The 14,826-nt window shown below is 46.7% G+C and carries 13 protein-coding genes; all 13 read left to right on the forward strand.

What is annotated here, in order from left to right; all coding sequences use genetic code 11:
* Positions 1-79 precede the first annotated feature (79 nt).
* The gene (locus tag LQ249_RS09540) at positions 80-1,933 is read left to right on the forward strand and encodes an acyltransferase family protein (RefSeq protein WP_232566416.1); all 1,854 of its coding nucleotides are present in this window, start codon (positions 80-82) and stop codon (positions 1,931-1,933) included.
* Positions 1,934-2,506: 573 nt separating this feature from the next.
* A complete protein-coding gene (locus LQ249_RS09545) occupies positions 2,507-3,088 on the forward strand; it encodes an acyltransferase (protein ID WP_080761408.1) in 582 nt (193 codons plus the stop codon).
* Positions 3,089-4,171, forward strand: coding sequence for a DegT/DnrJ/EryC1/StrS family aminotransferase (locus LQ249_RS09550; protein ID WP_232566417.1), 1,083 nt, complete (start codon positions 3,089-3,091; stop codon positions 4,169-4,171).
* 103 nt (positions 4,172-4,274) lie between these two features.
* Entirely contained in the window at positions 4,275-5,555 is a 1,281-nt protein-coding gene (locus tag LQ249_RS09555; RefSeq protein ID WP_232566418.1) for an oligosaccharide flippase family protein, read from the forward strand.
* Positions 5,552-6,166: an imidazole glycerol phosphate synthase subunit HisH gene (gene hisH / locus LQ249_RS09560; protein ID WP_134939668.1), complete on the forward strand. Its 615-nt coding sequence runs from the start codon at positions 5,552-5,554 to the stop codon at positions 6,164-6,166. The genes LQ249_RS09555 and hisH overlap by 4 nt, the downstream gene beginning before the upstream one ends.
* Entirely contained in the window at positions 6,167-6,913 is a 747-nt protein-coding gene (locus LQ249_RS09565; protein WP_232566419.1) for an AglZ/HisF2 family acetamidino modification protein, read from the forward strand. It begins immediately after the preceding gene.
* A gap of 73 nt (positions 6,914-6,986) precedes the next feature.
* Positions 6,987-8,201 carry a hypothetical protein gene (locus LQ249_RS09570; RefSeq protein WP_232566420.1) on the forward strand — a complete coding sequence of 405 codons (1,215 nt, stop codon included), beginning with the start codon at positions 6,987-6,989 and terminating at the stop codon, positions 8,199-8,201.
* A complete protein-coding gene (locus LQ249_RS09575; RefSeq protein WP_134939665.1) occupies positions 8,188-9,336 on the forward strand; it encodes an N-acetyl sugar amidotransferase in 1,149 nt (382 codons plus the stop codon). The genes LQ249_RS09570 and LQ249_RS09575 overlap by 14 nt, the downstream gene beginning before the upstream one ends.
* Before the next feature lie 112 nt (positions 9,337-9,448).
* Positions 9,449-10,483: a glycosyltransferase family 4 protein gene (locus LQ249_RS09580; RefSeq protein WP_332840618.1), complete on the forward strand. Its 1,035-nt coding sequence runs from the start codon at positions 9,449-9,451 to the stop codon at positions 10,481-10,483.
* 143 nt (positions 10,484-10,626) lie between these two features.
* Positions 10,627-12,447 carry a glucosamine 6-phosphate synthetase gene (locus LQ249_RS09585; RefSeq protein ID WP_134939663.1) on the forward strand — a complete coding sequence of 607 codons (1,821 nt, stop codon included), beginning with the start codon at positions 10,627-10,629 and terminating at the stop codon, positions 12,445-12,447.
* 15 nt (positions 12,448-12,462) lie between these two features.
* Positions 12,463-13,692, forward strand: coding sequence for a glycosyltransferase family 4 protein (locus LQ249_RS09590; protein ID WP_232566422.1), 1,230 nt, complete (start codon positions 12,463-12,465; stop codon positions 13,690-13,692).
* Positions 13,689-14,285 carry a sugar transferase gene (locus tag LQ249_RS09595; protein WP_134939661.1) on the forward strand — a complete coding sequence of 199 codons (597 nt, stop codon included), beginning with the start codon at positions 13,689-13,691 and terminating at the stop codon, positions 14,283-14,285. Before LQ249_RS09590 ends, LQ249_RS09595 begins: the two co-directional genes overlap by 4 nt.
* A 166-nt stretch (positions 14,286-14,451) precedes the next feature.
* Positions 14,452-14,811, forward strand: coding sequence for an IS66 family insertion sequence element accessory protein TnpB (tnpB, locus tag LQ249_RS09600; RefSeq protein WP_019412232.1), 360 nt, complete (start codon positions 14,452-14,454; stop codon positions 14,809-14,811).
* Positions 14,812-14,826: the final 15 nt, after the last annotated feature.

The following is a 14,826-nucleotide window of genomic DNA, read 5'->3' on the forward strand; positions in this document are numbered from 1 at the left end:
TAGGATGGCGTTTGCCATCCTTTACGATTTCCAATATTAATAATCTGTAGTGGCTGGTGAGGCGAAAAGTACATTGCTGATGTCAAAAAAAAATAATGACTCGAATGAACACAGTGGTATTAGTTTCAGGGGTGATATTCAAGGGTTGAGAGCGATTGCGGTCTTGGCCGTCATGATTTTTCATGCCAATAGCAGCTGGTTGCCGGCTGGATTCATTGGTGTGGATATTTTTTTTGTGATTTCTGGTTATATTATTTCTTCTGTCCTTCTTAAGGAAGGCAAGGCGCTGAGTTGGAGTCAGTTCTATTGGGCGCGAGTCAAAAGAATTGTCCCGGCCTACCTGGTTATGTTGTCCTTGGTGTGTGTGGTTTCCGCTCTGTTGCTCACACCGGTAGATTTTTCATTTTTTAAAAGCTCTTTACGCTCTGCATTATTGTTTGTGAGTAATCAGTATTACGCTGGATTTGGGGATTATTTTGCGCCGGGCGCGCACGAGTTACCATTGTTGCATACATGGTCGCTGGCAATTGAGATGCAGTTTTATCTGTTTTTGCCGATTATTATTTACTATGTTCCTCGTCAGTTCCTTGCGCCTTTGCTCGGTGTGTTGTCTGTTGCTTTTTTCACATATGCCGAGGTAAAGCTAGGCGCAGCGGATAATCAGAGGCACGTGTATTTCTCACTTCTTGCCAGGGTCCCTGAGTTTCTAGTTGGCGCGCTGATTACGGTAAGTGGCGTTGGTCGATCGTGGTCTCCAAGGCTGTCATTTGTAGTGGGAGTGATTGGCGCTGCATTGTTGCTGTTTTCACTCGTATTTATCGATGAAAAGAACTTTCCGGGATTCTCTTCGAGCTTGCCATGTATTGCCGTAGGTATGATTATCGCTTCCCGGCGCGGTGTGGTTAATAACCTGCTGGCTTTGCCACTGTTAGTTACAATCGGCGCACTGTCCTATTCGCTATATCTCTGGCACTGGCCTGTATTGGCGTTTATGCGTTATTACCTTGGCCAGGATAAGCTCCCGATTGTATGGATCTGCAGCTTCGTACTTCTAACCTATCTGTTGTCATGGGTATCTTACCGGTGGGTGGAAATCCCCCTGAGAAGTCGTTTAGTCAAGATTAGGCGCTGGGTCGTGTTGTCTGCGATTACCGCTTGCTTGATTGCGCTTAGCCTGATTCTGAATCCAATGATTGAAAAGCCTCTGCCTATAGAAATGACCCGATATGCCCCTCCTGACCAGATTTGTCATGGGCGGATCATTGGAGATTGCTTACGTGGTGATCACGAGCAAAGCCAGCCTGTACTCATTATTGGAGACAGTCATGCTGCGCAATTGAACGAGTTTTTCGACGTAGCAGGTGTTTCAGGCAAGTTTTCCGCGAGAGTTATCACCGCGAGCAATTGTGTTCCGATCGCCGAATTCGACGTTGAGCGAATTCCTGATTTTTCCCGTGCTGATTGCCGTTCGCAGATTGCCGCCCTGAAGGGATACATCGATAACGCTAAGGTGATCGTAATAGCCGCTATGTGGCAATGGCATGTCCCTAGTAAAGATTTTATGGCTGCGCTCGCTGATTTCCTAGACACCGCCGCCCAGCGTGATGTGAAAGTCATTGTCCTGGCTCAGGTTCCGATGTTTAACACCAACCTGGTTAGGGTAAAGCGTTTTGCTGCGCTGGGATTGCCGGTGAGTATTGCGGAAAATAGCGAATGGGCAGGCGCCAACCAAAAGGTCTCTGAGCTGGCTAATCGCTACCGCGGGGTGCAGTTTCTTGATTTGTCCCGCAGCGAGTTCTTCCGCGATGCACCCTTTGCACAAGGGCAATTGATCTACATGGATGACAGTCATTTAAATGAGCTGGGGGCGCGGCAGTATGGCCTGTTCGCAGTCCCGTTCCTGAAAGCGGCCCTGGCAGCGTCTTCAGAATGAGACCTGACCGCCATCACATACCATTCGTGGTAGTTCTGCCAGGTGATGGCGGCCTCTCAGTTCACTGCGCGCCGCAAACGGGAATTGATTTTGCGCCGATATTTTTCATTCAAGCTGCTTGATAGCGGGGGGAGGCACGATTATTGTGTGTGCATCCCCGTGCTCGGACTAATTTCACGCCAGAAGCGATAAGCCCAATTGAAAATATTTTCGCAAATGTATGATTTTTATAGGAATAGCTGATTATTTTTCGTTTTTACATGGCGATAAATGTAAGCGGGAAAATGCAAACTCCAGGGTGTCTGCGGTGTGTAATGGGCGCAAATATTTCCACGCTGAGAGTCGCTCGTGGGGATTCCTATCTCTTGGGAAGGCTATGATGAATTGCCAACCGAGCGTGTGCATTTTTCCTGCTGATGCGGGGCACGAATTTTTTATTGAGCAGCAGTTGGTTGGGGTATTGGGTTGTGAGTTGAAATGAATAGCTGAGATTCGATAGTTTGATCTGTCGGATATTAATAGTTAAGCTATTTTTTGGATATGTTGCTTTTGTATGTTAATGATGAGGGCGAAATGGATTATACGGTACATCCAAGTGCGATTGTTGATGACGGGGCTAGTATCGGGCGTGGATCCCGAGTTTGGCATTTTGTACACGTATGTAGCGGCGCCGTAATCGGTGAGGAAGTTTCTCTCGGGCAAAACGTCTTCGTTGGTAATAAAGTCGTCATTGGCGACCGATGCAAGGTTCAAAACAATGTTTCGGTGTACGATAATGTTACATTAGAAGAGGGGGTGTTTTGTGGTCCTAGCATGGTGTTTACAAATGTCTATAACCCCCGATCACTGATTCAGCGAAAAGATGAGTACCGTAATACGCTTATACAGAAAGGTGCGACGCTTGGCGCTAACTGCACGATAGTGTGTGGTACTACAGTTGGGCGTTACGCTTTTGTTGGTGCGGGTGCTGTGGTAAATAGAGATGTGCCGGCATATGCTTTAGTGGTCGGCGTGCCTGCTAAGCAGATTGGCTGGATGAGTGAGTTTGGCGAGCAACTTGACCTTCCGTTAAATGGGGAAGGGGCGGTGAAATGTCAGCATACAGCCGCGGTGTATGTGTTGTGTCAAAATGAACTAAAAAAAATGGACGCTTAAATGATTGAATTCATTGATCTAAAAACTCAGCAAGCCAGAATAAAAGATGAAATAGATTCGGGTATACAAAAAGTCCTGGCTCATGGCCAGTATATACTCGGCCCAGAAGTCTATGAGTTAGAAGATCGGCTGAAAGAATTCGTTGGCGTTAAATACTGTATTACCTGTGCAAATGGAACAGATGCGCTGCAGATCGTTTTGATGGCGCTGGGGGTAGGTCCGGGGGACGAAGTAATCACCCCAGGGTTCACCTATATTGCTACGGCGGAAACGGTGGCACTGCTTGGCGCAAAGCCTGTGTATATCGATGTCGACGCAAAAACGTATAACCTCGATCCTACGTTGCTGGCTGCTGCGATCACGACCCGCACGAAAGCTATTATTCCTGTATCGCTTTATGGCCAATGCGCTGACTTTGACGCGATTAACTCAGTCGCCGAGAAGTATGGCATTCCTGTTGTTGAAGACGCGGCGCAAAGCTTTGGTGCTATTTACAAAGGTCGACGCTCCTGCAACCTGAGCAAGGTTGCGTGCACAAGCTTTTTCCCTAGTAAGCCTCTGGGCTGTTATGGCGATGGCGGCGCGATCTTTACCAATGACGATAGTCTAGCAACTATCATTCGACAGATTGCCAGACATGGACAGGATAGGCGCTACCATCACATTAGAGTAGGTGTGAACAGCCGTTTGGATACTCTTCAAGCATCCATTTTACTGCCAAAGTTAAAGATTTTCTCTGACGAGTTGGAGCGTCGTGAGGAGGTGGCTGGCAGATACAATGATTTATTCAAAGCGTCCGGTAAGTTTTCACCTCCCTTTGTCGAATCCTACAATTCGAGTGCGTGGGCGCAATATACCTTGCGTGTCGAAAATCGAGAGGAATTGCAGAAAAAACTCAGTGACGTTGGAATTCCTACGGCAGTTCACTATCCGATTCCTCTGAACAAGCAACCAGCAGTTGCTGACCCGGATGCAAAGTTGCCAGTGGGTGATCTTATTGCCGATCAGGTAATTAGCTTGCCGATGGGGCCATACTTGAGTGTGGAGGATCAAAAGAAAATCGTCGAAGTAGCCATTAGCTAATGTCGGCATGAGCAGGCGCCTTTTTATGGTGATAGTGTTGGTGGCGGATGAAAAACTGCCTGACACACGTCGAATTAAGGCGCAGCCCTCAAACAGATCTTAATTGTCCAACACATACAATAGTGAATATTTTTTAATGAGGCTCATCTTAAAGAGTGATTATTGGAGAAGTATAGCCTCGGTACTGACCGGGTCGGCGATTGCCCAAATCATCCCCATTCTAGGTGCTTTGGTCATCGCGAGGCTCTATTCGCCCGGTGAGTTTGGTGTTTTTGCTTCGTGGTTGGGCGGTGTGGTCTTTTTGGGCGTACTCGTAACCGGCAGGTTTGAGACCGCACTGGCTATCGAGCAGGACGGGGAACCCCGAGGTCATGCTGCCTATGCAGTGCTGGTCACGTCACTTATGGTCGCTTTCGGTTTGATGTTTGCGATTTTGGTACTGTCATATGCGTTCCCGGCAATCACCCAGAGTATTTCCACTACGTTACTACTATGTGCCGTCCCTACTGCCCTCACTATTGGCGTTCTCCAGACTTGGCAATCTTGGGCGGCCGCAGAAGGCAATTATGGCCAGCTTTCGAGAATGAGAATCTGCAGCGCGTCGGCGATCACCCTTTTACAAATTGGGTTGGGCTGGATTCAGCCAAGCGCCACAACGCTCGGTGTTGGCTATTTTCTTGGCGGACTGATTGCTTGTGGCATCGCCATGAAGCTCATCCCGCTTCGTGTCCCTGGTCAGGATGCAACTAAAGTAAAAAAAATCAAAGAGTTCTGGTCCCGTCAGCGTAGGTTTCCACAATTTTCGCTACCTGCGGATGCGATAAATTCCGCAGCTGCGCAGTTGCCCATTATCATTGTGGCGCATCGATATGGGGCTGAGGTGGCTGGGTTGCTGGCCATGACATTGCGGATTCTAGGCGCTCCGCTTGGCCTGTTGGGGAAGTCGGTGCTGGACGTTTTCAAACGGCATGCCGCTTCCCACTATCGGCAATATGGAGAGTGCAGCGATATGTATATTCGCACGCTTAAGGTGTTGTCCGTTGGTTCATTAATATTTGTCGTAGCTATGTTATTTTTGAGTGAGTCGCTTTTTGTTGTGTTTTTTGGAGAGAAGTGGCGTTTCTCTGGAACCATCGCTACTTGGATGTTGCCCTACTTTGCGTTGGCATTTATAGCCAGTCCTCTGAGCTATATGGTTTACATCGCTGGTAAGCAAAATCTTGATTTGATGTGGCAGTTGGCTCTACTGGCGATGACTGTGACCGCGTTGAGCGTCTTTCAGAATTACGCGACGGCGTTGAAGATTTACAGTGCTGGATATGCTGCTTTGTATTTCGTTTACATAGCCATGTCGTATCATTTCAGCTTGGGTGAGAAAAGATGATTGTTATTGTCGATTACGATATAGGCAATGTGGCCGCTGTATCGAACATGCTGATGCGTTTGGGTATTCGATCGCTGATCACCTCAGATGCGCAGGAAATTGAGAAGGCAAGTAAAATCATTCTGCCTGGTAATGGCTCGTTTGATGCCTGCATGAAAAATTTAAAAGCCAGTGGTCTGATTGGTCTGTTGGAAGGCAAGGTGTTGGGGCAACATACTCCACTCTTGGGGATCTGCGTGGGCGCCCAGATGCTGGGCAAGAGTAGCTCTGAAGGAAATGAAGCTGGTCTTGGATGGCTCGATATGGAAGTGAAAAAATTTCCCGAAATAGAAGGTTTACGCGTACCTCACATGGGTTGGAATGACGTATTTGCGTCCGCTGGCGTACGACACTATTTGACGGATGATATTGAGAACGATGCCCGATTCTATTTCGTGCACAGCTATTTTATGCAACCTGCCGACCCACGCAATGTTATATTGACTGCGAAGTATGGTCTAGAGTTCGCGGCTGGTGTTGCACAGGGGAATATATGCGGCGTCCAGTTTCATCCTGAAAAAAGTCATCGCTTTGGCAAGCGCCTTTTAAATTCTTTTGCGCGAGGACTATAAATGCACCGCCCACGCATAATTCCTTGTTTGCTGATAAGCGGCAATGGCTTGGTAAAAACCAAAAAATTCAAGGATCCGACGTATATCGGCGATCCTGTTAATGCTGTCAGAATTTTTAGTGACAAGGAAGCGGATGAGATCGTTGTTCTTGATATCGATGCATCGAAAAATCAAGTCGAGCCCAATTATCAGTTGATTGAGGAGATAGCGGGGGAGGCCTTTATGCCTCTGGCATATGGGGGAGGCATTAGGACTATTTCCCAAGTCAGGCAGTTGATCAGGTTGGGTATTGAAAAAGTAGTAATAAACACTGCATCGGTTGAGTCAAAAGGGCTTATAAGGGAGGCTGCGGATATATTTGGAAGCCAGGCGATTGTTGGTGCTGTAGATATTAAGAGGAATATATTCGGTACCTATAAATTCTATGTGAGGTCTTCAACGGTCGAAGTGAAGTGCAGCTTGGACGAGCACATCGATCATTTGGTATCCGAGGGCGTCGGCGAAATTTTTATAAATAATATTGATCGTGACGGCACGATGAGCGGTTATGACTTAAACCCTATTTTGCGTACCACCAGTAGAGTTAATGTTCCCGTGGTCGCGTGTGGAGGTGCAGGGTCTATCGAAGATCTAGCGAGTGTCATTCGAGAAGGGCGTGTCTCGGGGGCAGCAGCGGGTAGTATGTTTGTTTTTCACGGTAAGCATCGCGCGGTCCTAATCAATTACCCTAAAAGCATTCAGTTATAGTATGGGCAATGGGCGTTTGATCAAAGCAAGCGTAATTAACTCAATGGTGTTGGGAGTCATTGGGTTGTTTATAATGATTTCGTACGTCCTGCAGCTGCAGCAGGATAATGAATATATAGGCTATACACATATAGATGCGGATATGGCCTACATGTTCCGCGTCCTGTGCGGGGTAGTCTTGCTCGGTGTATTATTACCTAAGAAAATTATCAGGCCGTCTGATTTTTTTTCGTTCCTATATGGTTTTTTTGTTTTACTCCCTTATGTGATGTTAAGTTCCGTACGCGGAAATGTAGCGATTGAAGAGTTTTTCATGCTTTTCTCGGTATTGGTGCTACCTCTTTTGATCGTCAAGCTAATGGTCATTAGCATGCCAGTCATCCGGGTGCCTGGAATTCTAACTCAAGGTAGTGTGATCTTTATTCTTTGTTCTCTTGTCGCGGTCGGTATTGCCGTTGCGTTGTCTAACCCGACCGCGTCTGCAGGCTTTGACTTCTCTAGTGTGTATGAGCGCAGGTTGGAGGGGCGGGAGATATTTATTTCAGGCTCTCTCTTTTCCTATATCAGTTCTGCAATCATTAATGGGGTTTCGCCTTTTATTGCTTTCTGGGCATGCTGGAAGAAAAAACACTGGCTAATGATAGTGCCAATGTTGTGCTGGTTGACATTTTTTTACTTGTTGGGAGTTAAGGCGCCTCTGTTAGCTATCGGTGTGGCTGCTCTTCTGGGAGTGGCGGCAAACAAGGCGAAGATAGTTTTTTTTATAAAATATGTATATTGGCTTGTGGTTGGGGCGTTTTGCATATTTATTATTGAATACAGCCTGAATGGCTACTCTTATGTAGCCGACTATTTCATTCGTAGGTCGTTTACCGTTCCACCATGGGTGATGTCATCTTTTTTTGAATTTATGAGTTCAGACCATACCTCCTGGACGCTGTTGGGTGGAGCGATTGAGGATAAGCCCGTCAGCCTTCTTGTAGGCGAAAATTTTCTAGGTATGGAAGGTCTTAATGCCAATACCAATGCATTTGTCTATAGTTTAGGGGCAGGAGGGCTGCCGTACTATTTTCTGACAATCGTGATGGTAGGCGTTGTTTTTCTTATATTGGATTCTGCATTTCTATTGAAAAATAATCCTAGCTTTATATGTCTTGGCTTCTCTTATGCCATCTTAGTCGTTGAGCAGGCCGCTACAACCGCGTTGCTATCATCTGGAATAGGTATGTTGATGGCGCTCTTGATCTTCTCTAAACGAAATGTGGACAGTACTTATGCTGCAAAATGACACATATAGGATCTGCACCAAGTGTGTAATGGATACCTCTGATAAGGAGATTACCTTTAATGAGGAAGGTGTCTGTAATCACTGTTTGAAGTTCGATCTGGTTTCTAAGAGCAGTTGGTTTCCTAATGAGGCCGGGGCTGCGAAGTGGGCGCAAATTATTGAAGAGATAAAACAGGCCGGAAAGGGGAAGGAGTATGACTGTGTCCTGGGGTTAAGTGGCGGCGTTGATAGTTCTTACTTGGCGATAAAGGTGAAGGACTGGGGGCTCCGTCCGCTGGTGGTTCATGTAGATGCTGGATGGAACAGTGAGCTGGCGGTTGCGAACATTGAATCCATCGTCAAGCATTGCGATTATGATCTTCACACGCATGTGGTCGATTGGGAGGAAATGCGTGATTTACATCTTGCGTACATGAGAGCCGGCATCTCTAACCAAGACGTTCCTCAAGATCACATATTTTTCTCGAGTCTTTATCACTTCGCCATAAAGAATGGTATTAACTGCATGATGTCTGGCGGAAATCTAGCGACGGAAGGGGTTTTTCCAGAGTCGTGGCACGGGACTGCAATGGATGCCATTAATCTGAAGGCAATTCATAAGAAATTCGGTACCCGCAAGCTTAAGAATTATAAGACTATCAGTTTTTTTCAGTATTATATTTGGTACCCGTTTATAAAAAAAATGCGTACTGTGCGGCCCTTGAATTATATGCCATACGATAAGGAACAGGCGCTGCAAGAGTTAAGGGATACTGTTGGCTACAAGCCATACGCCCGTAAGCATGGCGAGTCGCAGTTTACTAAGCTATTTCAGAATTATTATCTTCCCAAGAAATTTGGCTACGATAAGCGTCGCCCACACTTGGCTAGCCTGATAGTTTCCGGTCAGATGAGCAGAGAAACGGCGCTAGAGAAGCTCGAGGATCCACTATATGACTTGGATGAGCTTGAGCTTGATATTGCTTATTTTTGCAAAAAATTGAGGATCTCTAGGGCCGAGTTCGATGACCTGATGAATGCTCCGATTCATAGTCATACTGATTTTTCCACCTGGAATGGGCGATATCGAACTCTGAAGCTTGTACAAAGAGTGATTGCTCGTTTAACGGGGCGGCGATTTAGCGTGTACTCCTGATGCCACGTGTTTTTAACATTCAACGTTCGGAAGTTTTATCATGAAAGTATGTCACCTGACATCGGCGCATCCTCGTTTTGATAGTCGAATTTTCTTCAAGGAGTGTGCGTCCTTGAAAAATGCCGGATATGAAGTGTCGCTAGTTGTGGCCGATGGTATGGGTGAGGAAGTTAAAAACGGAATCAATATTCATGATGTTGGCAGGTCCAGAGGCAGACTGAATCGGATGTACGCTACCACTCGAAGGGTGTTCCAACGAGCAATTTTGGTGGATGCCGATATTTACCATATCCATGATCCAGAGCTGATCCCGGTTGGCAGAAAGCTGCTGCGTCGTAATAAAAAAGTAATTTTCGATGCACACGAAGATCTGCCAAAGCAAATTTTAGCTAAATCTTACATGAACGTTGTGGTTAGACATGTGCTTTCCCGCGTATTTTACTTGTACGAACATATTGTCTTGTCAAAATTTACCGGGGTCATAGCGGCAACGCCTTTCATCAGAGATAAGTTTTTAAGAATTAACTCGAATGTTGTTGATATCAATAATTTTCCTATCTTGGGTGAATTGACCGATGGCGCGCCAGCGCAACAAAGTCTCAGTCCCAATGTTTGTTATGTCGGCGGTATTTCGAAGAATCGCGGGATCTTGGAGATTATCGACGCGGTGGGGCGTAGCGCGCATGACGTCAAACTCTTGCTAGCCGGTGTGTTTTCAGAGCCTGCTGTCGAGTCGCAGGCTCAAGGCATGCTCGCTTGGAAGAAGGTGGACGCTTTAGGTTATCTGGATAGAGAGGGCATTAGAGACGTCTTGCAGCGTTCTTTGGCAGGGCTGGTCACTCTTCATCCGACCATCAATTACATTGATGCGCTGCCGGTTAAGATGTTCGAGTATATGAGTGCGGGCGTACCCGTCATTGCTTCAGATTTTCCGTTGTGGCGTAGTGTTGTGATCGAGAGTGAATGTGGCCTGTGTGTTGATCCTCTTGATAGTCAGTCCATCGCACGTGCAATTGATTTCTTATGCGAGAATCCTGAGCAGGCGCGAATAATGGGAAGCAATGGTCAGCTAGCTATAAAAAACAAGTATAATTGGCAGATAGAAGAGCGGAAATTGCTCAATTATTACAAAGCACTCGGTAGATAAGTGCTGCCCTCCATTGAGCGCCTTGGAGGGGTTGAATTTAGATTGCGCCTTGCCATTATTTATGGTTAGGGGCGTCGCGTTGGTAGAGCGCTGATGGGGCTGAATATCTCCGATCAGCATCATGATTTTATAGGGTTTAAACTATGTGCGGGATATTTGGTATTGTTTCTTCATCCGCCGTGGTCGAAAAGGATTTGGCTTTTTTGGCTCGGCATGCGATGCAACGTGGTAGAGATTCAAGTGGTTTTTTGATGTGGGACTCGTCCACCTATAAAGCTACAAGAGCCGACTACGATGTTGTCTCACTCTTGAAGCGAAATCCGGTAAAAAATGCCACCTTGGTGGTAGGCCATAGCCGCTTGATAACTAATGGGCTTTCCGATAATCAGCCAGTCGTGCGTGAAAATATCTGCGTATTCCATAACGGTATCATTGTGAATGATGCTGAAATCTGGGATCAGATCACGCCCGAGCGCAAGTTGGAAATCGACAGTGAGGTTATCGCCGCTATTACCGAGCAATACCTGGCTAATAATGTCGATCTGAGCGGCCTTGCCGCTGCGGTCCTTTCTCTTTGTAAGGGCGTGGTTGCGTGCGCAATCCTTTTGCCTGAGCGTGGAAAGGCATTGATTTTTTCCAACAACGGCAGTCTGTACGTAGGCGAATCAAATGGAAATGTCTGTTTTTCGTCCGAGCGCTTCCCGCTAGCTGAAATCGGTTGTACCTCTATCAAGCAGGTACGTGAGGATGCGGTAGAAATTGATATCCCTACCTCATCGAAACTGACGGTGTCTGATGATAACCGTCGTGTTCACAACCTGATTCCGCCGTTTAAATTTAATCAGATCGAGGAGAAGTTGCTAGAGTTCAACACTCCCGAATTGCGGCGCTGCACCAAATGCATTCTTCCGGAGACCATGCCTTATATTACATTTGACGCGATTGGCGTATGTAATTATTGCAACACTTACAAGCTTCGGAATGTACCTAAGCCGAAGCAGGAAATCTTTGATCTGGTAGCGCCTTATCGCCGTAATGGTGCACTGGATTGTATTGTGCCCTTTTCCGGAGGACGCGATAGTTGTTACGGTTTGCACTTGATAGTTAAAGAGCTGGGCATGAATCCAGTGACGTATACCTATGATTGGGGAATGGTCACGGATTTGGGGCGCCGCAATATCAGTAGGATGTGTGCTGAGCTGGGTGTCGAAAATATTATCATTGCTGATGATATTGACAAGAAGAGAAATAATATTGCAGTCAACTTGAAGGCTTGGCTGAAATCTCCGCACCTCGGGATGATTAGTATTCTGACCGCAGGTGACAAACACTTTTTCCGTCATGTGGAGACCGTTAAGCGTCAAACAGGTGTTGGTTTGAACTTGTGGGGTGTGAATCCATTGGAAGTTACACACTTCAAAGCAGGCTTTCTGGGTATACCGCCTGACTTTGAGGAAAAGCGTGTTTACATGCATGGTTGGCAAAAGCAGGTTGAGTACCAGAGCCTGCGCTTCAAGGCTATGTTGAAGAGCCCTGGCTACTTTAATTCGTCCCTCTGGGATACGTTGTCCGGTGAATATTACAGAAGTTTTACCGAAAAAAAAGATTACTATCATATCTTTGATTACTGGAGCTGGGATGAGAAAACCATCGATGACACATTGATTGGTGAATACGATTGGGAGACGGCTGTCGATACCAGCACTACCTGGCGCATCGGTGATGGCACGGCGGCGTTCTATAATTATATTTACTACACAGTTGCGGGTTTCTCTGAACATGATACGTTCCGCAGTAACCAGATTCGTGAAGGTGTCATGACGCGTGAGCGAGCACTTGAACTTGTACGAGATGAAAATCAACCAAGATATCAAAATATACGCTGGTACCTTGATGCTTTAGGTATGGATTTTAGTGATGTTATAAAAACTATAAACTCTATACCAAAACTGTACAAATTTTAAGTCGGCCTGATTTTGATGAATAAGACATTCTGGTACATCACAAAGTATTTCTCTCCGAAAACCGCCAGCAGTCCGGGGGGGCGCGGCTGGTTTCTGGTTGAAGAAATGCAGAAGGCCGGTTGTGAGGCTGTAGTCATTACGTCTGACTCGAACAATTTGGTCGACGTTCCCGAGTTGTCCCGACGGGTGACCACGCAGGAAGTATCTGGCGTGAAAATTGTTTGGCTTAAAACCTTGAAGTATTCCGTTGCCAAATCATCTCGCAGGATTTTGAGTTGGCTTCACTTCGAATGGAATATTCTACTTCTGGATAAAAAAAGACTTCCACGTCCTGATGTTATCGTTGTCTCCAGTTTGTCGCTTTTCACGATACTTAATGGGTTGTTGCTTCGGCGGAAATACAAGTGTCGATTGGTGTTTGAGGTCCGCGATATTTGGCCGCTCACCATCATTGAAGAGGGAGGATTCAGTAAAGATAATATTTTTGTCAGAGGCTTATCCTTTCTTGAAAAAATGGCTTATAAAAAGTCAGACGCTATTATCGGTACTATGCCCAATCTCGCTGAACATGTGAAGAACGAGATCGGGCACGAGCGTCCGGTATTTTGTATTCCGATGGGAGTGAGTGAGGATCACCTTAGTCAAACCAAGACATTGACTGATGACTACCAGAGTACGTTTTTCTCGGTGCCAAAATTCAGAATTGTCCATGCGGGTACTATTGGGATCACCAATGCGCTTGAGCCTTTTTTTGAGGCTGCTGAAGCGCTCAAAGATCATGGCGACATAGAGTTCGTGATGGTCGGGGACGGAGCTCTTAAAGAACAGTTTCAAAAAACGTATGGGCATTTATCGAACCTGGTTTTTGCTCCAAAAGTTTCCAGGGATAGAGTACAGGCTGTGTTGGTTAACGCCGACATACTGTATTTTTCGGTCTACCCTTCAAAGGTCTGGGATTACGGACAATCTTTGAATAAAGTAATCGATTACATGCTTGCGGGTAAGCCGGTTGTTGCTTCATACAGTGGCTACCCTTCTATGATCAATGAGGCGGACTGTGGTGTTTATGTTCCGGCAGGTGATGTAGAAAGTTTGGTAACTTGTATTCTAGAGATGAAATCCCGAACCCCCATTGAGCGTGAAGAGATGGGTATGCGCGGGCGGCAGTGGCTGTTGGATAGACGAAATTATCCTAAGTTAGCCAAGGACTACATGGATGTGATATTCGAGGGACACCATTCATGAAGCGGTTCTTTGATGTCCTGCTATCCATTCTTGCACTATCGGTCTTATGGCCGGTCATGGTGTGGACAGCATGGGCAGTTCGCAAGAAACTTGGAACACCGGTTATTTTTCGCCAAGTCCGGCCAGGCTTACATGGGAAGCCATTTGAGCTTGTCAAGTTTCGTACGATGCGGGACGCGGTTGATTCACAGGGCAACCCGTTACCTGACTCAGAACGGATGACACCATTTGGCCAATTCCTTCGCTCCAGTAGCCTGGACGAACTGCCTGGTTTGTGGAGCGTTATCAAGGGCGATATGAGCCTCGTAGGGCCTCGGCCGCTGTTAACTGAATATCTTCCTTTATATACAGCTGAACAGGCTCGCCGTCATGATGTTCGTCCGGGGATTACCGGTTGGGCACAAGTGAATGGACGCAACTCTTTGAGCTGGGAGGCCAAGTTCGAACGGGACGTGTGGTATGTTGATAACCACAGTATCTGGCTAGATGCAAAGATCATCATTATGACGGTGAAGAAAGTGTTTGTCCGCGACGGTATCAGTGCTGAAGGTGAGGCGACCATGTCTCGTTTTCGTGGTAGCGAAAAGAGATAAGCAATGTAGCGATCCATAAACCCCACTTTTTAAGATGCGGGTTTGATGATTACCGTCGTATCTCTGGCGTGCAGTTCCACGGTAAGCGCTCCACGAACCCCACATTCAAAGCCACGATTTGATGCCTGATGCTGTGCTCCCGATTTCTTTCCGGAGCCAGCACCTCATGATGCGTCCCGACGCAAAAGTCGAAAAAGTCTATCTGTACCCCAAGCCCGTCGACTTCCGAAAATCCATCGACGGCCTCGCCGCTCTGGTCGAACTGGACATCAAGGTCGCGGTGTTTGATCCGGTGCTTTTCGTCTTCCTCAACAAGCCTCGAAACCGAGTGAAGATTTTGTATTGGGAACGCAACGGCTTTTGCCTTTGGCTGAAGCGCCTGGAGTCCGAGCGTTTCAAAACGTCGCCGGATTGTTCGGATGAAGCCATCGTGCTGACGGTTCAAGAGCTCAACTGGTTATTGGACGGTTTTGATTTGTGGCGCAACCGGCCGCATCAAGTTTTGACGCCTCGATTCGTCGCCTGATTCGGTATAATCCAC

Source organism: Pseudomonas sp. 7-41 (assembly GCF_021233075.1).
GTDB lineage: Bacteria > Pseudomonadota > Gammaproteobacteria > Pseudomonadales > Pseudomonadaceae > Aquipseudomonas > Aquipseudomonas veronii.